The sequence below is a fragment of the Mycolicibacterium sp. XJ662 genome (genome assembly GCF_053484035.1).
In genome coordinates, this window is record NZ_JBEFTL010000001.1 from 554,121 (window position 1) to 575,149 (window position 21,029).

Annotated in this window: 18 protein-coding genes; 9 read left to right on the forward strand and 9 right to left on the reverse strand. The window is 64.2% G+C overall.

The window, feature by feature from the left end; translation table 11 throughout:
• Positions 1-26: 26 nt before the first annotated feature.
• The 4 genes from ABQE93_RS02615 to ABQE93_RS02630 are packed head-to-tail and all read left to right on the forward strand — an operon-like array spanning position 27 to position 4,373.
• A complete protein-coding gene (locus tag ABQE93_RS02615) occupies positions 27-1,856 on the forward strand; it encodes a flavin-containing monooxygenase (RefSeq protein ID WP_448405709.1) in 1,830 nt (609 codons plus the stop codon).
• 42 nt (positions 1,857-1,898) lie between these two features.
• Positions 1,899-3,101: a thiolase C-terminal domain-containing protein gene (locus ABQE93_RS02620; RefSeq protein ID WP_448405710.1), complete on the forward strand. Its 1,203-nt coding sequence runs from the start codon at positions 1,899-1,901 to the stop codon at positions 3,099-3,101.
• A complete protein-coding gene (locus ABQE93_RS02625; RefSeq protein WP_448405711.1) occupies positions 3,101-3,568 on the forward strand; it encodes a Zn-ribbon domain-containing OB-fold protein in 468 nt (155 codons plus the stop codon). Before ABQE93_RS02620 ends, ABQE93_RS02625 begins: the two co-directional genes overlap by 1 nt.
• Entirely contained in the window at positions 3,555-4,373 is an 819-nt protein-coding gene (locus ABQE93_RS02630; RefSeq protein WP_448405712.1) for a mycofactocin-coupled SDR family oxidoreductase, read from the forward strand. Before ABQE93_RS02625 ends, ABQE93_RS02630 begins: the two co-directional genes overlap by 14 nt.
• 26 nt (positions 4,374-4,399) lie before the next feature.
• On the opposite strand, the gene ABQE93_RS02635 is transcribed toward ABQE93_RS02630, so the two are convergent.
• The 3 genes from ABQE93_RS02635 to ABQE93_RS02645 all read right to left on the reverse strand — a co-directional run bounded on the left by ABQE93_RS02635 (position 4,400) and on the right by ABQE93_RS02645 (position 7,950).
• Entirely contained in the window at positions 4,400-5,158 is a 759-nt protein-coding gene (locus ABQE93_RS02635) for a GntR family transcriptional regulator (protein ID WP_448405713.1), read from the reverse strand.
• 67 nt (positions 5,159-5,225) lie between these two features.
• Complete coding sequence (locus ABQE93_RS02640) at positions 5,226-6,431, reverse strand: CaiB/BaiF CoA transferase family protein (RefSeq protein WP_448405714.1); 1,206 nt, start codon at positions 6,429-6,431, stop codon at positions 5,226-5,228.
• Between the two features lie 46 nt (positions 6,432-6,477).
• On the reverse strand, positions 6,478-7,950 hold the full coding sequence (locus tag ABQE93_RS02645; RefSeq protein WP_448405715.1) for an aldehyde dehydrogenase family protein: 1,473 nt from the start codon (positions 7,948-7,950) through the stop codon (positions 6,478-6,480).
• A gap of 367 nt (positions 7,951-8,317) precedes the next feature.
• On the opposite strand from ABQE93_RS02645, the gene ABQE93_RS02650 reads away from it, so the two are divergent.
• Genes ABQE93_RS02650 through ABQE93_RS02660 form a run of 3 tightly spaced genes read left to right on the forward strand, consistent with a single transcriptional unit; the run spans position 8,318 to position 11,638 of the window.
• Complete coding sequence (locus tag ABQE93_RS02650) at positions 8,318-9,460, forward strand: acyl-CoA dehydrogenase family protein (RefSeq protein ID WP_448405716.1); 1,143 nt, start codon at positions 8,318-8,320, stop codon at positions 9,458-9,460.
• Positions 9,460-10,458, forward strand: a complete 999-nt coding sequence (locus ABQE93_RS02655; RefSeq protein WP_448412325.1) for an acyl-CoA dehydrogenase family protein — start codon at positions 9,460-9,462, stop codon at positions 10,456-10,458. Before ABQE93_RS02650 ends, ABQE93_RS02655 begins: the two co-directional genes overlap by 1 nt.
• A gap of 34 nt (positions 10,459-10,492) precedes the next feature.
• Positions 10,493-11,638, forward strand: a complete 1,146-nt coding sequence (locus ABQE93_RS02660) for an acyl-CoA dehydrogenase family protein (protein ID WP_448405717.1) — start codon at positions 10,493-10,495, stop codon at positions 11,636-11,638.
• Between the two features lie 43 nt (positions 11,639-11,681).
• Here ABQE93_RS02660 and ABQE93_RS02665 read toward each other — a convergent pair whose 3' ends face one another.
• Positions 11,682-11,999: a hypothetical protein gene (locus ABQE93_RS02665; protein WP_448438048.1), complete on the reverse strand. Its 318-nt coding sequence runs from the start codon at positions 11,997-11,999 to the stop codon at positions 11,682-11,684.
• A gap of 182 nt (positions 12,000-12,181) precedes the next feature.
• Here ABQE93_RS02665 and ABQE93_RS02670 point away from each other — a divergent pair, with 182 nt between their 5' ends.
• Positions 12,182-12,343: a hypothetical protein gene (locus tag ABQE93_RS02670; RefSeq protein ID WP_448405719.1), complete on the forward strand. Its 162-nt coding sequence runs from the start codon at positions 12,182-12,184 to the stop codon at positions 12,341-12,343.
• A gap of 27 nt (positions 12,344-12,370) precedes the next feature.
• On the opposite strand, the gene ABQE93_RS02675 is transcribed toward ABQE93_RS02670, so the two are convergent.
• A complete protein-coding gene (locus tag ABQE93_RS02675) occupies positions 12,371-12,856 on the reverse strand; it encodes a flavin reductase family protein (protein ID WP_448405720.1) in 486 nt (161 codons plus the stop codon).
• Between the two features lie 76 nt (positions 12,857-12,932).
• Here ABQE93_RS02675 and ABQE93_RS02680 point away from each other — a divergent pair, with 76 nt between their 5' ends.
• Positions 12,933-13,610 carry a GAP family protein gene (locus tag ABQE93_RS02680; RefSeq protein WP_448405721.1) on the forward strand — a complete coding sequence of 226 codons (678 nt, stop codon included), beginning with the start codon at positions 12,933-12,935 and terminating at the stop codon, positions 13,608-13,610.
• On the opposite strand, the gene pe is transcribed toward ABQE93_RS02680, so the two are convergent.
• The 4 genes from pe to ABQE93_RS02700 are packed head-to-tail and all read right to left on the reverse strand — an operon-like array spanning position 13,605 to position 21,024.
• On the reverse strand, positions 13,605-14,738 hold the full coding sequence (gene pe, locus ABQE93_RS02685; protein ID WP_448405722.1) for an acyltransferase PE: 1,134 nt from the start codon (positions 14,736-14,738) through the stop codon (positions 13,605-13,607). The genes ABQE93_RS02680 and pe overlap by 6 nt on opposite strands.
• 37 nt (positions 14,739-14,775) lie before the next feature.
• Positions 14,776-16,518 carry an AMP-binding protein gene (locus tag ABQE93_RS02690; RefSeq protein WP_448406500.1) on the reverse strand — a complete coding sequence of 581 codons (1,743 nt, stop codon included), beginning with the start codon at positions 16,516-16,518 and terminating at the stop codon, positions 14,776-14,778.
• Positions 16,519-16,566: 48 nt separating this feature from the next.
• A complete protein-coding gene (locus ABQE93_RS02695; RefSeq protein WP_448405723.1) occupies positions 16,567-19,563 on the reverse strand; it encodes an MMPL/RND family transporter in 2,997 nt (998 codons plus the stop codon).
• 39 nt (positions 19,564-19,602) lie between these two features.
• Positions 19,603-21,024, reverse strand: coding sequence for a condensation domain-containing protein (locus tag ABQE93_RS02700; protein WP_448406501.1), 1,422 nt, complete (start codon positions 21,022-21,024; stop codon positions 19,603-19,605).
• Between the last annotated feature and the right edge of the window lie 5 nt (positions 21,025-21,029).

Consider the following 21,029-nt stretch of genomic DNA (forward strand, 5'->3'; position numbering starts at 1 on the left):
GTCAATCCGCAGGAGGCATACACAACATGGCCGACGCCCAGCAATTGGCTCGAAAATACGCCGAGGAACGCGACAAGCGAATCCGGGCCCACGGCGCCGGTCAGTACATCACGATCGATATCGGGTCCGATGCCGAGGCCGATCCATTCACCAAAATCCAACCGCGCGAGCCGATCAAGAAGACAACCCAGGTCGCGATCGTCGGCGCCGGCTTCGCTGGCCTGCTGACGGCAGTGCACCTGGCCAAAGAAGGTATCGACGACGTCACCGTCATCGACAAGGCGGCCGACTTCGGCGGCACCTGGTACTGGAACCGATATCCGGGCATCGCATGTGACACCGATTCGTACCTGTACATGCCGCTGCTTGAGGAGACAGGCTACGTGCCGTCGATGCGGTACTCCCCCGGCGACGAGATATTCGACTACGCCAAGTCGATCGCCAAGCACTACAACCTCTACGAGAACGCGGTCTTCCAGGCCCGCGTCCAGGGTGTCGTCTGGAATGAGGACGCGCTGCTATGGCACGTGAGCACTGATCGGGGTGACGAGATCCGCGCGCGCTTTATCGTGCTTGCGACAGGCGGGATCCTGCATCGCCCCAAACTTCCCGGCATTCCCGGCCTGAAGGATTTCAAGGGCCCGTGGTTTCATTCCAGCCGATGGGACTTCGGCGTGACCGGTGGTGACTCGCGAGGCAATCTGCACAAGCTCACGGACAAACGAGTTGCAATCATCGGCACCGGACCGACTGCCCTGCAGGCGTTCCCGCATGTGGCCGAAAGCGCCAAAGAGACCTATCTGATACAACGCACGCCAACGATTGTGTTGCCTCGCGACAATGCACCGACAGATGAAGAATGGTTTGTCAGCCAGGAACCGGGCTGGCAGGAGAAGCGTTGGGCGAATTTCGAGGCCCAGATGCTCGGCGTGCCAGTCGAGGAAAAGATCGTCGAAGACGAGTGGACGAGGGTTTGGGCCATCCCGCCGCTCGAGGTGCTCGATGACGGTACGCCTCCCGACATGGACACCTACCTTCGCAAGGTCGAAGAAAACGACATTGCACAGATGGAACGTGTCCGCGCGCGCGTCGACGAAGTGGTCAAGGATCCGGTGCTCGCCGAGTCACTGAAGCCCTGGTACGCGACACACTGCAAGCGTCCTGGTTTCAACGATGAGTACCTGCAAGCTTTCAACATGCCGAACGTACATCTGCTCGATACCGACGGGCGGGGGCCCGATGCCATCACCGAAACCGGCATCGTGGTCGACGGTAGAGAGTGCGAGGTCGATATCATTGTCTATGCCACCGGATTTGAATCCGTGGTGACCCCGGACCGCTCCGGTGGCTTCGACGTCATCGGCTGTGACGGCATGACCCTCGCAGAGGCCTGGAAGCAGCGAGTGCGGTCCGTGCACGGCATCCAAACCCACGGCTTTCCGAACATGTACGTCGTCGGCGGACTTCGGCAGACCGCGGTGACAGTGAACAACACGTACGCGTTCACCTACCAAGCCCGACATATCGCGAAGACCATCAAGCAACTGCACGACGACGGTGTTCTGAAATTCGACATCACCGAGGCCGCTGTCCGGGAGTGGTGTGACGTGATGGACGAAAAGGTCGGCCAGGTGTTCAACGCCGAAGCGGTCCAAGCCTGTACCCCAGGATATTTCAACAACGAGGGCGACTTCGACGCAACGACGGGAAACTTCGAGCACGGCCGACCGGTCTGGGCCGATGCCTACGGTGGCGGGACGTTCGAATACCAGGAACTTCTTGTGAAGTGGCGCGAATCCAGGGAATACGAGGGGAAAGCCAACATTGTGCGTGCCGACGAGTCAGAACAAGGCTAGGACTGCGGCTCTTCGGGCGTCGGAGAACCGAGGAGTCGCTGCGTGAAGGATGACGGTTACCACCACCGGGACACGTGCGCAATCACCGGTATCGGGGCAACAGAATTCTCCAAGCGGTCTGGTCGTAGCGTCGCGGCTTTGGCCGCCGAGGCCGGTCTTGCCGCCATCACCGACGCGGGGCTCACGCGCACAGATATCGACGGCGTCATCCGATCGGACTACGACACAGTTCACCACAGCGATATCTGCCAGTGGCTGGGCCTGACAAACCTGACGTATTGGGGTGCCACGGGTACGGGCGGCGCATCGCCTTGTGGCATGGTCGGCCAAGCGGTCGCCGCGATCATGTCGGGACAGGCCAACAACGTGCTCGTTTACCGTGCCCTCAACGGCCGCTCAGGTGTGAGATTCGGTAAGGGAACGGCGATTCAGCAGGCCAAGGGCGCACAGCGAGTAGGTGGTCGGGGTACCCTCGACGAGTTCTTCCTACCCTACGGCCTCATGGCACCGGGACAGCTATATGCGCTCTACGCACGTCGTCACATGCTCGAATTTGGCTCCACCTCAGATGATCTCGCGAGGATTGCGGTTACAGTCCGCAAACGCGCCAACGCCAATCCGGCCGCCATGATGAACAACCTGACCATGTCGATCACCGACTATTTCCAGTCGCGGATCATCGCCGACCCGCTTCGGCTATTTGACTACTGCCTCGAGTCCGATGGTGCCTGCGCAGTGGTAGTCACCACCGCCGAGCGCGCAGCCGACTCGCCACATCCCACCGTGCTAGTGCGGGCGGTCACCCAGGGCACTGTTCCAGAAGTGCAGGGTGGCAAAGTGTTTCCAGCTTTGATGAGGCCCGAAATGTTGACCAACCCGTCGAGGTCCGTGGCCCGTGAACTTTATCGACGGGCCGGTCTCGGACCTGACGAGTTGGACGTCGCCCAGCTCTACGACTGCTTCACGATCACGGTGCTCTTGCAGCTCGAAGACTATGGATTCTGCTCGTCCGGCGAAGGCGGTGCTTTCGCGTCCAGCGGAGCCATCGACCTCACGGGCAGCATCCCGATCAACACGGCAGGCGGCAATCTCTCGGAGGGTTACATCCACGGCATGAACCACATCCTGGAAGGCGTCAGGCAGCTGCGCGGTCACTCGACATCGCAGGTGCCTGAGGCGCAGACCTGTCTGGTCACGTCGGGTGCACCGGCGATGACCAGTGCGATGATCCTGCGGGCGGCCTGATGCCGGGCACTCCCGAACGGCCCCTTCCCGTTGTCGATGATGAAGAAACCGGTGGATTCTGGCAGGCTGCGGCAGAACATCGGCTCGTTGTGCGCGGGTGCGAAGTCTGCGGCGCCAAACTCCATCTACCCAAGTCGTACTGCCATCATTGTGGGTCGTGGGAGGCCGGCTGGCACGATGTGCGGCCGACCGGCTCGGTCTACTCGTGGACCGTTGTACGTCACGCCATCCATGAGGCATTCCCGACGCCGTACACCATCGTGCTTGTCCAGCTAGACGACCACCCGACCATCCGCTTCATCGGCCGGTTGGCCGGCGCGGCTGCGTTGTCCGTGGGCATGCCGATGCGCGTGTGCTTCGAGGACATCAAACCCGGTGTAACCCTTCCACAGTGGGAACCTGTTCAGGCCTCGGAGGCGCCCACCGACCACCAGATGAAAGCGAGGAATTCCGATGGGACAACTTGACGGCAAGGTTGCGCTGATCACGGGGGCGGCACGCGGGCAAGGCCGAGAGCACGCAATACGATTGGCTGAAGAGGGCGCCGATATCGTCGGCGTCGACATCTGTGAACAGATCGAAACCGTGTCTTACCCGATGCCAACGACCGCGGATCTCGCCGAGACAGTTGCCCTGGTGGAGAAGCTCGGGCAACGCATGGAGTCCTTCGTTGTGGACGTCCGCGACGCGACGGCGCTCAAGAAGGCGGTCGCCGACGGGGTGGCCACACTCGGGCGTCTGGACATCGTGCTCGCCAACGCGGGGATCATGTTCCAAGGACTCGGTGAGGGCCGCGATGACGAAGCGTTCCGCGATGCGATCGACGTAATGCTCGTCGGCGTGTGGAATACGATTCAGGCGGCGTTACCGACGCTCGAGCGCCAAAAGCAGGGTGGATCCATTGTCATCACCAGCTCGGTGAACGGCTTGAAGGGAATGGTCGCAGGTACCAACGGAGGTAACTTCGGGTACGCAGCGGCCAAGCATGGTGTGGTCGGGTTGATGCGGATGTACGCTAATTTCCTTGCGCCCCAAAGCATCCGTGTGAATACCGTGCACCCCACAGGGGTCGACACCCCGATGCTTGCCGGCTTCCACGAATCGGCTGCCGCCGCCGACCCTGCGCTTTCCGCTGGATTGGGCAACCCGCTGCCCGTCTCGCTGATTGAGGCACGTGATGTCAGCAATGCGATCGCCTGGCTGGTCTCTGATGAAGCTCGCTATGTCACCGGCATCGCGCTGCCGGTCGACGCGGGGATGGTCAACAAGTGATCGAAAACCGCGTCGCGAGACAGGTTTTACTCTGCTGCCGGCTCGAGTAGGCCGGCAGCTCCCTCGATCAGATCCGAGTCCAACACAGTACGGATGTGCTGGCACGCAGCCATCTCGGCGAGATCACCGTTACCGCTGCGAATCGCGGCAACGATGGCACGGTGCTGCTTAGCGGCCGTGGCCAGCACATCGGCCAGACGGTCGCCGGCAGAGGACAGTTCGCCGAGGTAGGCGTGCAGCGAAAGGCTCGTCATCCTGATCAGATCCAGTTGCTGTCGCAACCGACTGTTGCCGCAAGACTCGGCGATGCGCACGTGGAAGGCCATGTGCGCGGAGAACCAGCGAGACGAGTCGAACGGCTGCGCCGCTTCGTCCATCTCTTCCAGAAGCGCATCAAGTTCCAGTGCGGTTTCGTCCTTCAGGCCCGCATGCGCAAGGAGCCGGGCGGCCAAGCCGTCGAGCACCTCGCGCACCTCATATAGCCCTCGCAACTCATGTTCACGGCTGGCGAAGTGCACGACCTCGATTGTGCGGTTGCCGTTCGACACGCGGACCAAACCTTCGCGCTCGAGAATCCGGAAAGCTTCACGCAACGGCGTGCGGCTGACCTGCAGCCGCTCCGACCATTCGTTCTGAAGCAGAACCGTTCCTGGCGGAATCGTGTGGTCGAGGATCATCTCTCGCAGCTGCGCCGTGATCCCGTCAACTAGCCGGCCACCGGCGGTGCGTCGTCTCGCCGCCGGCTTGCCCTTCTTACGTGCGCTCGCGCGCCCCCCGCCAGTCACGAATCCAGGATACCCTCTGAATCTCGGCGTTACGCCTGTCCAGAGATCTCAACCCGTTGCCTGGACGTCACAGGACGGTTCCCGACACCTTGTGTTCGATTATCTCGTCATGGTCGAGTCCGAGTTCGAGCAGAATGTCGTCGGTATCCGCGCCATGCCTGGGTGCGGGCCGCAGCGGATAGCGTGTTTCGCCGAACTGCCAAGGCGATGCGGCGACGGTGATCCTCTGACCGTTCACATCGAGCTCCGCCAGGTAGCGATTCGCCAAAACCTGCGGATCCTGGCTCACCTCATATGTGGTTTGCACTACGGACCACGGGCCGCCCAGGTTGGCCAGCCGCTCGGTGACTTCAACAAGATCGAACCGGGCAAAAGCCTCATCCAGTGCCGCGATGCATTCTTTACCGTTGGCCGCCCGCGACGCCGAGTCGGCGAACCGCACATCGGCCGCGAGGTCTGCCACGCCGAGGCATTCGCAGAGCCGCCCGAAATAGCGGTCCGACTGAAACAGCGACAGTTTGATGAACCGGCCATCACGGGTGCGATACGCCAACGACGCCGGATTGAGGTTCTCCTCGCGCGCAGTCTTGCGGATCGGTTCACCACGCAGAGCGGACGCGATAATGGCCGGAGAGTTGCCCCAAACCGCGACGCCCAGCAGCGAAACGTCAACTACGGGCGGCTCGCCCGTGCGTGTCCGGTGGAACAGGCCCGCCGCGATGGCGCCTGCGATGGATGTGGACCCGGGTAGGTCACCGAGTGCCGGCGGCATAGGCGTCGGCTCTGCAGCCCCGGGCGGGGTCAGGTTGTCCGCCGCCCCGCCGCGGGCCCAAAATGTCGTCCCATCGAAGCCGGGCATGTTGCGATCCTCACCCAAGGGGCCGTACCCGCTCCCCCTGACGTAGACGACGTCCGGGTTCATCACCCGGACATCATCGACATCCAATCGGAGTCGGCTCCGGCTGCCCGGTAGCAAGTTGGTCAAGAACACATCGGCGGTGGCGACGAGCCGGGAAAGCAACTGGTAGCCACCGGCTGTACTGACGTCGAGACCGAGGCTTCGCTTACCACGGTTCGTCTGTTGCATGAGCGCATCGAACGGGGCATCGCCGACGCTCATATCCGCGATCACGAAGTTGCGCTGGGGATCCGGTCGCTCGGGATGCTCGATCTTGACCACATCCGCGCCCCAGTCCGCCAGAATGGCTCCGGCCGCCGGAACAAACAGGTACGAGGCTACTTCGACTACCCGGACACCCTCGAACACCTTCATCGGTACGTACCGATCGTTGGAGCGGTCCGCAATTGAAGCTGCACCATCATGACTTTGGGGTCGGATAGCCGATGACCCGGGTGTCAAGGAATTCTTCGAACCCAGCCAGACCCCACTCTCGGCCCAACCCGCTCTGCTTCATACCGCCAAACGGGGTGTCGCGGGCGAACCAGGTCGCTCCGTTGACATCCATCGTGCCGGTGCGGACCTGCTTGGCAACGGCGAGCGCACGCTCATCGGTCGCTGCATATACGGCGCCGGACAGACCGAACAGCGAGTTGTTGGCAATGGCCACGGCTTCTTCCTCCGTGTCGTATGGAATCACCGCGAGCACCGGCCCAAATGTCTCCTCTTGAGCGATGGTCGAGTTCGGGTCCACGTCGGCGATCACCGTGGCCTCAACGAAGTAGCCGATCTCGGCGTCCTCCGGTATCCCGCCGCCGGCGACAATGCGGCCTCCCTCGGCGCGGGCTTTCTCGATATGCTGCAGCACCCGCTGTTGATTCGTGCGGCTGATCTGCGGTCCCATGTGCGTATCGAAGTTGCGGGGATTGCCCCAAACCACCTGCGATGCGACCTCCGCGGCCAGATCGAGAGCCATCTCGTACTTCGCCCTGGGTAGCAGCAAACGAGTGAGGTTCGTGCATCCTTGCCCCGAATGTCGCGACATACGTGGGACATTGAACCGAACCACGGACTCGACGTCGGCGTCGTCGAGTGCGATGGTCGCCGACTTTCCACCGAGTTCCAACGCGACCTTCTTCACCCGTTCGGCCGCGGTGGCCATGATCCGCTTTCCGACCGCCGTGGAACCGGTGAAGCTGATCATCTCGACGTAGGGATGCGCCACCAACGCCTCGCTGACCTCGGTCTCCGAACTGGTGATGACGTTGAAGACGCCGGGTGGGATATCGGTCTCCTCGGCCACCAACTTTCCTACAAAATTGGCGGTCCACGGAGTAAGCGGGGACGGCTTGACAACGACGGTGTTGCCCGACGCCAAGGCTGGTCCGACCTTGTAACAGAGCTGTTGGATGGGGTAGTTGTACGGCGTGATCAGGGCCGTCACGCCCCATGGTTCCTTGATCAGCAGCCGCTCATTCGGCGACACCATCGCGGGGTGCGGCGGAAGGTCTCGCTCGAATGCGTAGTTTTCGGCCAACTCCATCCAGTCGGTGAGTTCGTCGATCGGATCATCGAGCTGAAACTGCTTGGTCATGAAAATCGGGCAGCCCACTTCGGCGACGAGAAGCGCACGCAACTCCTCGAGGTGGCGCTGCATCGCCTCTCGAAGTTGGCCGATGCATCGAGCGCGGAAACCGTGGTCCTTGGACCAGGAGGTGTTGTGGAACGCCTGGTGCGCGGCGGTGGCCGCCGCGTCAACATCTGCGATTCCCGCGTCGGGGGTCTGCCCGATCTCGGTTTCGAAGTACGGGTCGATGTTCGCGAAGGTCTTGCCAGAGCGAGCCGCCACCAGACGCCCGTCGATCAGAAGCTGGGGAACGAACTCCTCGGCCACACTTGCCTCCCATACCATCGGCGCTCAGGCGATCTGTATCCAGGATACAGAATTAATCTAACCGCCCCCGCGTGAGAAGTCAACGCGACGCTGATCGGTATGGTCAACCAGCCCCGCGGGCCCGCTGCGGCACGTCGCTCCGATTCACATGAGGACGAAAAGCGTTCGGCCTAGGGTCCGTAACGCAACCTCGAGCGCCCGGGCCGGTCACGTCATACAGGGCCGCAGTCGCGTGCCGAGCCTGTTTCCGATGGTGCAATGCCGTCCACAGCTTGCGCTTGACACGACCGAGCCGACAATCCTACGGTTACGAATCCTGGATTCACTAGCCGGGCGGCTCGTCCGTTGCGGAATAACGGGAGAAGAAATGGATCTCACGCCGAGCGCCGGTCATGAAACGTTTCGCGCAGAGGTACGCGACTGGCTGACCGATAACAAGCCGGCAGTGCCGATGCCGTCGGGTGACACCATCCACGGTGCACCCGTGCATCTTGACTGGGAGAGAAAGCTTTTCGATGCCGGCCTGGCCGTAATCAGCTGGCCGCGCCGATTCGGGGGTCGCGACCTCGACCTGTGGCACTGGTTGATCTTTGAGGAGGAGTACTACCGCGCCGGGCTGCCGCAGCGCGTCGCGCAGAACGGTATCTTCCTGCTTGCACCATCGCTTTTGGAGTTCGGCACCGACGACCAACAGGAACGGTTCCTTCGCCGAATCGCGTCGGTGACGGACATCTGGTGCCAGGGCTGGTCAGAACCTGAGGCGGGCAGCGACTTGGCCTCCCTGCGGTCGCGGGCCCTACGCGATGACCACTCTCGTGGTTGGCGATTACATGGGCAGAAGTGCTGGACCACCCGCGCATCGGTCAGTACCCACATGTTCGGAATCTTTCGCACCGGGGAAATGGCCGAACGACACCACGGCCTCACCTACTTCCTGATCGATCTAGACCAACCGGGCGTGACTGTCCACCCAGTCGCCAAGTTCGACGGGACAGAGGGGTTCGCCGATGTCTATTTCGACGGCGCCTTCGTCGCTGACCGCGATGTGCTGGGCGGAGTCGACAACGGTTGGCGGGTCGCGATGGCGACGACGGGGTCAGAGCGCAGCCTCGCGCTGCGCAGCCCCGGTCGATTTCTGGCAACGGCCGACAGGTTGATCGAGCAGTTCGACGCTGCGCCGGAAACGGTGCGCGCCGATGCGCGGTATCGAAGCGCCGTTGCGGACGCTTGGATGGGGGCCCAGGCTTACAAATTCGCTACGGATTGGACAGTTACCCGGCTGCTCGACGGTGTTCCGCTGGGTGCCGATGCCAGCCTGAGCAAACTGTTCTGGTCTGAGTTGGATATCGAACTTCACCAGGCGGCATTGGCTTTGCAAGGCGTTGACGCCGACTTCGACGACCACTGGACCAACGGCTTCGAGTTCGCTCTGTCCGGCCCGATCTATGCGGGCAGCAACGAGATTCAGCGCAACATAGTCGCCGAGCGACTGCTGGGTTTGCCGAGGTAATGACCATGTATTTCGGCTTTACCAGAGACCAGCTGCAGCTTCGCAGTGGTCTTCGTGACTTTCTCGTCGAGACATGTCCACCCGCCGTGGTACGCGCCGCATGGTCGGAAACGTCGAGTCCTGTCCCCCAGCTGTGGAGACAGCTTGGCGCCGTGGGCCTGCTCGGATTGCTCGCCCCCGTTGAGATCGGCGGGATGAACGCGTCTGAGGTCGAACTAGTGCTGTTGCTAGAGGAATGTGGAAGGTTCGCCATTCCTGGCCCGCTCGGCGAGCACATCGCGGCAGCTGTACCCGCGCTGGCGGCGGCCGCAGCACCAGAAGCGCCCGCCGCTGTGACCGGTGAACTGGTGATCGCCGTCGAAGAACCAAACTCCGACCGCGTGCGCTGGATCACCACGGCGGATCTGCTCGTCCACCCCGGCCGGAACGGACTCGAAGTGACCGCATGTGCTGACCTCGACATCACCACGGAGCCGCCGTCGGTTGACCTTTCGGTCACATCGGCGATCGTCACACCGCTGCAGCCACGGCCGCTGCGGGGATCCGACGCCGTATTGGCCCGGCGCCGGGCCACCGTGGCAGCGGCCGCTCAGCTCCTCGGTCTGGCCGACCGAATGATCACGATGACAAGCGAATATGTGAAGGTGCGAAGGCAATTCGGGGTTCCGGTCGGCTCACAACAGTCGGTCAAGCATTTACTCGCTGCCGCACTCGTCAGCCTCGAACATGCACGGCCGGTCGTCTACCACGCCGGATGGGTACTGGCCGCCAACGCCGCTGACCCGGATCTTGCGGTCAGTTTCGCGAAGGTCTATGCAACTCGTGCAGCAGCGCTGACGGCGAGAACAGCGCTGCAATGCCATGGCGCCATTGGCTATACGTGGGAGCACGACCTACACCTGTGGATGAAGCGGGTGTGGGCGTTGAGTACCGCGTGGGGAGTCACAGCTGCACACGAAAGCATCGTGGCCTCCACGGTACTCAACTCTGGGAACTGAACGCTCGACACCTCTTGCCGATTGGATCACCACGATGCGTAATTCGCTCTACGGCCCAGACCACGAACAGTTTCGCGCCGCTGTTCGCGCATTTCTCCAACGGGAGGCGGTACCGAATGTTGCAAAGTGGGAGGAACAGCGCCGGATAGATGTCGAGTTCTACCGCAAGGCAGGAGAACTCGGTATTCTTGGTCTGCAGATTCCCGAAACATATGGCGGCGGCGGACAGACCAGCTTTACCTACAACCTCGTGGTTGCCGAAGAGATGATCGGCGCGCGCCTGTCGCTATCGCCGGTGCGGGTCCATATCGACGTCGTCATCCCCTACTTCCTCAGCTATGCCACGGCGGACCAGAAGGACCGGTGGTTGCGCAGTCTCGGAACGGGCGAGAATATGGCGTCCATCGCGATGTCCGAACCGGAAACGGGTTCGGATCTCGGTGGTATCAAAACCTCGGCCCGACGCGATGGGGATTGCTTCGTCATCAACGGTGCGAAGACGTTCATCACCGGGGGGATCAACGCCGGTCTGGTGATCGTTGTCGCGCGAACTTCGCAGCATGAGGACCGCCGTAGGGGCCTTTCGCTATTCGTCGTGCAAGACGGCACGCCCGGTTACACCAAGGCACGCAACCTGGACAAGCTCGGAATGCACTACGCCGATACAGCAGAGTTGCACTTCGCTGACGTGGTTGTCAGCTGTGACGACATGTTGGGTGAAGAAGGCCGGGCATTCGAGTATTTGACGAGCAATCTCGCGCAAGAACGCATCAGCGTGGCAGCGGGCTCGGTGGCAATGGCCAAGACCGCGCTGGCCGACACGGTCGAGTACGTCAGCCAGCGGGAAGTGTTTGGTCGTCGGCTGTGCCAATTTCAGAACACGAAGTTCGTGCTGGCGGGGGTGTCGGCAGAAATCGAGGCTGCCGACTCGATGCTCCAGCGGGCGGTCGCTGAACTCGATGAAAAAGAACTGTCGGGAGCCGACGCAGCCCGGGTGAAGCTGTTCTGCTCGGAAATGCAGGCGCGCGCGGTGGACAGTTGCCTACAACTGTTCGGTGGCTACGGATACATGCTCGAGTATCCGATCGCCAAGATGTATGCCGACGCTCGAGTGAGCCGAATCTACGGCGGGTCGAGCGAAATTATGAAAACGATCATCGCGAAGTCCATGGGTCTCTGACGACACGCGATCAGTGCACAACGGCCAGCTGCCGCACCGAGTACTAATCCGATGCGGGCAACGGTTTGGCGGACTTGACCGGCATTGGACTGTCGTTGACGAACAGGGCTGCCGCGCCTGCTTTAGTGCAAAGCAGCTCGAGACCGGAGTCCGCGTCCAGATAACGCTTACCGAGAACAGTTCCGCTGTCATGTCCAACCGCGATCGTTAGCCCAGGTTCGGGCTCGGCTTCCAAGGGCAGCAATGGATGGCCACCGCAGGTGAGCTCGATCGGGCTGCCTGGCGCCCGTATGACGACGACCTGTGTCTCGTCCACCGCGCTGCGGAGCCGTGTCCCTGCTGTCAACTTCATTGCATCCATCTCGGCGCTCCTGGCGTGGTTACTCGTCGCGTTGCGCATGCTGGCACGAGATATCTCTGCGGTCCGCGCTTTATGTATCCAGGATACATTCATACCGCGACAGGAACTTCCAGGGCTTGAGAACGCCAGGATCAGGGGTAGCCTCGGGGCACAGCGGCCAATCAACGACGAAAGGCGGCGCTATGCCCTTACGCGAGCGTCACAGCATTACCGAAATCCGCACGGCGATCCGCGAACTCAGCGTGCGCGCCAGGCTGGCCCGCAGGGAAGACCGTATCGCCGACGCCGAGGAGATCGAGCGGCGCATCCAGTCGTACCGCGAGGAACTCGCCGCGCGGCCCTGACCGGCCCGCGGCTGCGGCAGGGTACGCCTAGGTACCGAGCCGACGAAACGTGCTGCGGTGAAACACGATCGGTGCCACGTCATCGCGCACGATGATGTCGCTGACCCGCAGAATCACGATGGTGTGATCGCCTGCAGGGACCAGTTGTTCGATCGAACTCTCCAGCCAGACGCTGGTTCCGTCGATGAACACCGCGCCTGACTCGCGCGACACCGTGCGCAGCCCGGCGAACCGGTCCCCGGTCTTGGCCGCCAGCGTGCGCGCCGCCTCGTCGTGGGCTTCACCGAGCACGCTGATCCCTAGGGCCGGCAGGTCTTTGAGCTTTGGCCAGGTCTCGGAGGTGTTCTGCACGCAGAACGACACCAGCGGCGGCTCCAGCGAGACCGGGACGAACGTGCTCGCAGCGAGACCCACCCTGGCGCCGTCGGCCTCGGCGGCGATCGCGATGACCCCGGACGGAAAGTGCCCGAACGCCTCGCGCAGCGACGTGGGGTTCAAGTTGGTTGCACTCATACTTTGACCATCTTCACATGTGACGCGCTGACAGGCCACGCCCGGTCAATGGCCGCGCGGTAGCCTGACGCTCGTCATGTGGATACCGCTCCTGGCGATGGCCATTGCCGTCAGCCTCGAGCCGTTCCGCATCGGCATGACGGTGCTGATGCTCAACCGGCCCCGCCCGCTGCTGCAACTGGTCGCCTTCCTCACCGGCGGTTACGCGATGGGCCTGACGGTGGGCGTGCTCGTGCTGTTTCTGTTGCGGCCCGCGTTGGGGTCCACCGACTTCACCCTGCCGCGGGTGCAGATCGCGGTTGGTGCGGTGGTGCTGGTCTACGCCGCGGTGGTGGCCACCGGCGTATTTGGCTCCAAGCGCGACCCCGACCGCCCGGTGGGCGTCGCGGGCCGGGTGTTCACGGCGGTGGCGGGCCGCGCCCGGCTACTGCTCAGCGGCCGGTCGCTGTGGACGGCTGGTGTCGCGGGCCTGGGCATCGCGCTGCCGTCGGTCGACTACCTGGCGGCGCTGGCGCTGATCGCGGCCTCCGGCGCCGCGACGGCGGTGCAACTCGGCGCGCTGCTGGTGTTCAACGTGGTGGCGTTCGCGCTCGTGCAGGTTCCGCTGTTGTGCTACCTGGTGGCCCCTGACCGCACCCGCGCGGCGCTGGAGGCGCTGTACGCCTGGCTGCGGGCGCAGGGCCGCCGCGGGGTGGCGTTGCTGTTGGCCGTGGTGGGGTGCGTGCTGCTCGGCGTGGGCTGGGCCGGTCTATGAGCCGGGCTGGGGCTGATTGTTCAGCACGTACTGCAGTCCGGACAGCAGCTGCGACACCGGGTCCGCGCCGCCGCCGAAGGCCGCCTGCGTGGCCGGTGCGGTGATCTCGGCGGGGTCGTAGCCGTTGACCGGGTCCACGGTGATCGGCGCCGTCAACGGATTGTCGTGGCGCGAATAGCCGGCGTCCACGTAGGGCTTCAGCACCGCGTCGAGCTTGATCAGCGTCTCCTGGGGCACCCCGAGGTACTTGAAGGGCATCACCAGCGGAAGGTGCTCCTCCGGGATCATGAACGTCGTCGTCTTCGCGCCCCTGGAGTTGACGGTCGTGCGGATGTTCTGCGGCGGCACCATGCTCGGATCGGTGAACGCGACCGCGGTGTGCCCGGTGGCCAGACCGACGATCGCGTTGGCGACCGAGATCCAGTTGTCGGGCCGGTCCGGCCAGTCGGCGATGCTGTCGTAGGCGGAGACGAACTGATAGGTGTCGTACTGGCTTTCCACCGGCGGCGGCACGCGGTAGTCCAGCGACGGCACGACGCTGCCGACCGGGAACACCTGGGTCAAAAAGCTCTCGCCGAACGCGTGCCGGGCCACCGGGTCGCCGTACATCGCGAAACTCAGTTGATCCGGTGGCGGCGCGGCCGGGTCGTAGGCGAGCTTCGCCTGGACGTCGTTGAGCACCATCGCGCCTTCGGACAGACCGATCACCGTGCCTTGGCCGCCATCGCGGATCGCGTTGATCACGTTGGGAGTTCCGACGTCGACCGACTCACCGACGCTCGGCCCGTCGAGGCCGAGGCCCGGCATCATGCGTTCGCCCCAGGCGCCGATGCCGGGAAAGAAGCGTTCCAGGGTGTGGCCCTGCACCTGCCCGGCGGGATAGTCGACGATCGACCGGTCCAGTCCGGGGAACCAGTCGGCGCCGGTGCGCATGATGTATTCGTCGTAGGGGATCCCCGAGACGTGGGCGCCGCCCAGCGCATAGCCGCGCCCCGGGGTGCCCAGCGCCGGCTGACCATCAGAGGGTGCCGGGTCCGGCGGTTCGTCGGCCGATGCCACCCCGAGACCCAAACAGCCTGTGGCGCATAGAGTTACCAGCGCAGTGCCGAATGCCAGCCTTCGCTTCATGTCTGCCGCAGCCCTCCCCGCGCCACTCACCTGCACCCTACTCCGCCGCGTCCACACGGACCCCGTTTGCGGTATCGAGCCGGGGAAATCCGTTCTGCCGGTACTGCTCGACGCAGGCGGCACGTCGGATCTTGCCGCTCGTCGTCGTGGGGATCGAGCCGGGCGCCACCAGCACGAGGTCCTCGACGCTCAGGCCGTGCACGTTGGAGATCGCGGAGGTGACATCGCTTTTCACCGCGCTGTACCAGCGCATCGCGTCGCCGTCGGGATCCGCCGGTTTCTTGAGCTCGATGACGGTCACCAGCGTCTCGGTCCCGTTCACCGGCACCGCGATCGCCGCGACCCGGCCGCGGGTGAGTTCGTGCACGGTGGCCTCGATGTCCTCGGGATAGTGGTTGCGGCCCCGCACGATCAGCAGATCTTTGATGCGCCCGACGATGAACAACTCGCCATCGTGGAGGAAACCGAGGTCGCCGGTGCGCAACCAGGGCCCGTCCGGCGTCCCCGCTGATGGTTCGACGAGCGTTGCGCCGAAGCAGCTTTGCTCCGCGGGCGGTTTGCGCCAGTACCCTTCCGAAACGTTCTCCCCGTGCAACCAGATCTCGCCGACCTGGTCGGAGCCGCATTCGCGGTAAGTCTCGGTGTCGACGATCCGCAGCGTGGGGCCGTGCGGCACCCGATACCTGACCAGCGCCGTGCCTTTACCGGCGCAGGGGCGGACCCGGCCCGCGCCCAGTTCTGCGGTGTCGAAGTGCACCGCCGGTGCGGATTCGCTCCAAATGCCCGCCGCACCGAAAACCGTCGCTTCGGCCAAACCGTACGCGGGACGCATCATGTGGTCGCGAAAGTTGAAGTGCGCGAACCGGTCCACGAAGCGATGCAACGTGGCGGGCTCGACGCGTTCGGCGCCGCTGGCGATGCCCACCACGCCGCCGAGATCGAGCCCGTCCAGGTCTTCGTCGGTGGTCTTGCGGGCGGCCAGGTCGAACGCGAAGTTCGGCGCCGACGAGAACGCCGGGGTGTTCTCGGCCAGCGCGCGCACCCACCGGGCCGGCCGCTCCAGGAACGCCTCCGGGCTCATCAGGTGGGCCCGACGGCCGCACAGGATCGGTGCGCAGACGCCGAGCACCAGGCCCATGTCGTGGTAGAACGGCAGCCACGACACCAGCGTGGCGTCCTGCGGCAGCGGGAAGTCGGCGAACAGGCCACGCATCAGCTGCTCGAAGTTCACCGTCAGGTTGCGGTGCGAGAGCATGACACCCGCGGGTGTCCTGGTCGATCCCGAGCTGTACTGCAGGTAGGCGATGCTCGGCCACTGCGCCGGCGCGAAACCGGGCTCGGCGTCGGCCTCGGCGACATCCAGGTTCAGCGCGTCGACCGCGACGATCGTCGGCGTCGGCGCTGTGCCCGCGGCGACGAGACCGTCGACCCCGGTGGCGGCATCCGCGGTCGTCAGGATCACCGTGGGCTCGGTATCGGCGAGGACCGCGCTCACCCGTTCGTGCCCGGCGCCGGGATGCGGCAGCGGCAGCGGCACCGCCACCCGCCCGGCCTGCATGGCGCCCAGGAAGGCCAGCACATACTCCAGGCTCTGCGGCGCGAGGATCACCGCCCGGTCCCCGACCGACCCGTGCCGCGCGATCTCGCGGGCCAGGTTCATCGTTCGACGGGCCAACTGCGACCACGTCAGGCTCTCGGCGCGGCCCGCCGGGTCGCGGCGGTAGTCGGTGAACGTGAACGCGACCTCGTCGGGGCGCAGGCTGGCGCGCCCGTGCAGCATCGACAGGATCGACGACTCAGACGTTGTTGTTGTCACGCTATGTCCGTATCAGCTCGTCGGGCTCGGTTGCAGACGCTCGGCCCGGCGCGGCCCAATGCGCGACGGCCACCAGTTCGCACGCCCGACCAGGGTCGCGATCGCGGGAACCGTGATGGTGCGGACCACGAAGGTATCCAACAGGATTCCCACCCCGATCACGAAACCTCCCTGCACCACGACGCCGATGCTCGAAAACAGCAGACCCGACATCGAGGCGGCGAAGATCAGCCCCGCCGCGGTGATCACACCACCGGTCGAGCCCAGCGTGCGGATGACGCCGTAGCGCACGCTGTGCGGTGATTCGTCGCGTAGCCGCGACACGAACAGCATGTTGTAGTCCGCGCCGACGGCCACCAGCACCACGAACGCCAACGGCGGCACACTCCAATGCAGATCCTGACCGAGGACCACCTGGAACGCCAGCACCCCGAGGCCGACCGCCGCGAAGTAGGAGATCACGACGGAGCCGACGAGGTACAGCGGCGCGATGATCGCGCGCAGCAGCACCATCAGCGTCAACAGCACGACGATGATGGTCGCGGCGATGATGAACCGGATGTCCTGCTGGTAGTAGTCGCGGGTGTCGCGCAGCGCGACGGGAAACCCGCCCATCGAGATCGTGGCGTCGGCCAGCATGGTGTTGGGTTGGGCGCCCCGCGCGACGTCGTAGATCTGGTTGACCTGGTCCATCGCCTCGGGGCTGTACGGATTGAGCTCGGTTTGGATCAGGTACTGCACCGAGCGGCCATCGGGTGAGATGTAGGCCTTTGCGGCGTCCTTGAAGTTGGGCAGGTTCAGCACCTCGGCCGGAATGTTGAAGCCCGCCTGCGCCGGGTCGGCGGCGTTGGATCTCAGCGTGAGCAGGAACGTCGACGCCTCGTTGAGCCCGGCGGCGATCACCTTGACCTGCTCGACGAGTTGGTCGACGCCGCCCGCGACTTCGCGGCTTCCGTCGGCGAGCCGGTTGGCGCCCTGCTGCAGCTCGGTCAGCCCGGCTTCGGGGCCGCCGGGCTGATCCAGCCCCATCGCGTCGACCGCCTTGGCGACGTTGGCCATGGCCGCGTTGAGCTTGGCCACCGCCTCGTTGAGGGTCTTTCGGTCGTCGACATCCTGTAGCTGGTGGGCGAGATCGTTGATCTCGTCGAGGCTTCCGTCTTCCCGCGCGGCGACGAGGCGCTCAAACTGCATGCGGGTGTCCCGACAGGACGGGTTGGCGTCGCAGATCGCGTTGCCCTGCAGCGCGGCCAAGACCGGGCCGATCCAGGCGAACATGTCCTTGACGGCGTTGAAGTTGAAGCCCATGGAGTTGCCGAGTGCGTTGACGCTGGCGACCAGCTTGGCCGCGATCTCGACGTCGCGCACCAGCCTGTCTCCGCCGTATTCGGTCCGCATCGCAGAGAACGTCGTCACCAGGTCGCGGATGCTGGGCGCGATCGCGTTGATCTGGCCCCGTACGTCGGCGAGACTGTCGGCCAGCGTGTCGGCACCGTCGGTCAGCCGGTTGAAATCGCCGGCGTGATCGCTGATCCGGTCGGAGCCGTCGGCCAGCCGGTCGCCGACGAGGCCGGCCTGGTAGGTGGCCCGGAACTCGGCGGGCACTTCGCCGAGGGGCCGGGTGATGCCGCTGACCAAACCGACGCCGGGCAGTTGCGCGATGCGCGACGCCAGCTGTTCCAGATCCGCCAGCGCCCGCGGGTTGCGGAGATCGTGCGGGGACTGGATCAGCACGTATTCGGGAACGGACTGGCTGACCGGGAAGTGGCGTTCCAGTGCGGCGTAGCCGACCGAACTCGGCGCCGACGCCGGGAGGACCTTGCGGTCGTCGTAGTTGTAGCGCGCGATCACCGCGATCCCACCCAGCAGGGCCAACACGATCAGGCTGGTGACCAGATGCGTCACCGGTCTGCGCACGATCCGGATGCCCGAACGCCGCCAGAACCGCGCGGTCAGTTCGCGCCGCGGCTGAATCCAGCCGCGCGGTCCGGCCAACACCATGATCGCGGGAAGCAGGGTCACCGCGGCGAGGAAGGCGACGCCGATCCCGATCGAGGCCGACGCGCCGACGGTCTTGAACACGCCCATCTGCGCGAAGTTCAGGAGCAGAAAGGTGAGTCCGACGGTGGCCGCCGACGCGGCGATCACCTTGCCGATCGAGATCATCGCCGCCTTGACCGCGTGATCGTAATCGTCCCCGGATCGCAGATAGTCGTGGTAGCGGCTGATCAGAAACACCGCGTAGTCCGTTCCGGCCCCGGCCATGATCGCGCTGAGAAACACGACCGACTGGTTGGAGACGCCCGCGCCGGTCAGCTCCGACAACCCGGCCACCACCGACTGGGCGATCAGCAGCGACGATCCGATCGTCACCAGCGGCAGCAGCATCGTGACCACGTTGCGGTACACCAGCAGCAGCACGCCCAGAACCATGACGGCGATCGCGATCTCGATCGGCAGGCGATCCTTCTCACCGGCGACGGTGAGGTCCGCGACGGTGGCGGCGGGCCCGGTGAGGTGCACAGCCAACGGACCGTCGGGGATCTCGTGCCTGACGACGTCGGCCACCCGGTTGAACGCGTCGTAGGCCCGCGGCGTGCCCAGCTCCCCCGCGAGGCCCACCGGCAGCACCCAGGTCGTCTTGTCATCGCTGGTCAGGAACGGCCGCAGCTGCGGTGTGCTGACGAAATCCTGCACGGACACCACATCGGAGGTGTTATCGCGCACCACATCCACCACATCGCGGTAGACGGCTTCGTCGGCGGGCGTGAGACCGGTTTCGTTGATGAACGCGACGACCAGAAGGTTGTCCGAACCCGGCTCCGGGAAAGCCTCCGCCATTTTCGCCGCGGTGATGCTCGACGGTGCATCGCTGGGCAAGATGCTGAGCGGATGCTTCTGCGCCATCTCGCCGAGCGACGGCAGCGCCAGCGGCAGGGCGATCGCCATGGCGACCCAGACGCCGATCACCGCCCAGGGCCACCGCACCACTACGTCTGCTAACCGCCGCATGACGCCCTCACCACCGCACGGCCACCAAGTCGATCCACGCTATGCGACACGCCCCCAGTTGCCGCGGTCGGCGACCAGCCCGCACACCGACCGCATTGTCGCCATATAACGAGCAACCGACTTTTCGGCGACCGGATTGGCGGGATGCATGATCGCCATGACCGTGCCCTCGCCATACCGGAAGAGATAAATGGTGAGCTGATATGAATACCGGTCATCCGAATAGACCCCGATATTGTCCGCGATGCCCATGTCGGCGGCGGCCAGCACCGCGTTGAGCGGAGCGGCACCGGCATGAAAGAAATTCGACACGGGGAAATTCGGCTGCGGCCAACTCAGCCACGGCGCCAACTCCAGAACGCGGTAATAGGGCACCTTGGCCATGTTCAGGTTCGCGTCGAAGGAATCCTGTGCGAGCCAGGCGGCGTCACCGAATGCGGCCGCGCCTATCGGCACGGTGATCGGAATCAATCCGGTGAACCAACCTTGCGTCATGAAATTGTCCGCGGCGGAGCGGGAATCGCGTGGGGTGAGCCCGTAATACGTCAGCGCGCCGGTCAGTTCGTGCTCGACTTGGGCCAGACAGGCGAATAAACCGCCGACAAAGCGCGCACCGGATGCCGAACACGCCGCTTCGAAGCGTTCGGTCTGGGCCGGGTTCATCAGGATTTCGGTGGTGATGTCGCTGCTGGTCGACTCCGCCGGATCACCTAGCGGCAACGGGAATTCGGGAAATCCACCGCCATTGCTGTCTGCGAAATCAATCCATGCCTGTACATCAGACGAATCCACGGTCAGCGGCGAAGTGCGCTCTCGTTCGCGGATACAGAATTCGGCATAACTACCGGCGTCGGGCAGTGCGAGCGCCTCACCGCCGCCGCTGTACGCCGAATACATGCCGTTGGCTTCAAGCATTGTGGTGCCGATCAATGTGGCGTCTCCATGGACATGGTCCATGGCGGCAAAAAAGGTGAAGTGGTCTTCGTTCTGGATGATCCCGAAAGTGAAGCAGCCCCATTCCAACGGGCTCGGAATGTCGACCACATGCGCGCGAATCTCGTCCACGGTCAGCGCGCCGTGCTGGATGGGCACGAATTCGATGTCGGCCGGATTCTCGATGGCGTGCCGGATGAACTCACCGTCACCGCTGCGTTCGAACCAGCTGCGGAAGGTGTCGTGCCGACGCAAGTAGGCATTGACGGCTTGATCCATCGCCGAAATGTCACATTGCCCGTTCACCTCGCAGCTGGTGATCATCTGCCGCGAGAAACTCAACCCCGCAGCGGTGCGCTCGTAGTAGTTGCGCAGATGCTGACCCTGCATGTAGCTGACGGGTGTCGAACTGACCGGTGCGCGCAGCGCTTTCTGGGCGGCCGCAGGGGTCGGATGCCAGGACGTGAGACGACCCGGCTTCAACGTCCAATCGTCGAGTGCGCCGATCGTGATCTTGCCGATTTGCAACCCGG

Excerpts from the sequence above, each read along its gene's own strand:
- ABQE93_RS02615 (WP_448405709.1), top strand. The coding sequence starts at position 27 with ATGGCCGACGCCCAGCAATTGGCTCGAAAATACGCCGAGGAACGCGAC.
- ABQE93_RS02625 (WP_448405711.1), top strand. The coding sequence starts at position 3,101 with ATGCCGGGCACTCCCGAACGGCCCCTTCCCGTTGTCGATGATGAAGAA.
- ABQE93_RS02630 (WP_448405712.1), top strand. The coding sequence starts at position 3,555 with ATGGGACAACTTGACGGCAAGGTTGCGCTGATCACGGGGGCGGCACGC.
- ABQE93_RS02640 (WP_448405714.1), bottom strand. The coding sequence starts at position 6,431 with ATGAAGGTGTTCGAGGGTGTCCGGGTAGTCGAAGTAGCCTCGTACCTG.
- ABQE93_RS02650 (WP_448405716.1), top strand. The coding sequence starts at position 8,318 with ATGGATCTCACGCCGAGCGCCGGTCATGAAACGTTTCGCGCAGAGGTA.
- ABQE93_RS02655 (WP_448412325.1), top strand. The coding sequence starts at position 9,460 with ATGACCATGTATTTCGGCTTTACCAGAGACCAGCTGCAGCTTCGCAGT.
- ABQE93_RS02660 (WP_448405717.1), top strand. The coding sequence starts at position 10,493 with ATGCGTAATTCGCTCTACGGCCCAGACCACGAACAGTTTCGCGCCGCT.
- ABQE93_RS02665 (WP_448438048.1), bottom strand. The coding sequence starts at position 11,999 with ATGGATGCAATGAAGTTGACAGCAGGGACACGGCTCCGCAGCGCGGTG.
- ABQE93_RS02670 (WP_448405719.1), top strand. The coding sequence starts at position 12,182 with ATGCCCTTACGCGAGCGTCACAGCATTACCGAAATCCGCACGGCGATC.
- ABQE93_RS02675 (WP_448405720.1), bottom strand. The coding sequence starts at position 12,856 with ATGAGTGCAACCAACTTGAACCCCACGTCGCTGCGCGAGGCGTTCGGG.
- ABQE93_RS02680 (WP_448405721.1), top strand. The coding sequence starts at position 12,933 with ATGTGGATACCGCTCCTGGCGATGGCCATTGCCGTCAGCCTCGAGCCG.
- pe (WP_448405722.1), bottom strand. The coding sequence starts at position 14,738 with ATGAAGCGAAGGCTGGCATTCGGCACTGCGCTGGTAACTCTATGCGCC.
- ABQE93_RS02690 (WP_448406500.1), bottom strand. The coding sequence starts at position 16,518 with ATGCTGCACGGGCGCGCCAGCCTGCGCCCCGACGAGGTCGCGTTCACG.
- ABQE93_RS02695 (WP_448405723.1), bottom strand. The coding sequence starts at position 19,563 with ATGCGGCGGTTAGCAGACGTAGTGGTGCGGTGGCCCTGGGCGGTGATC.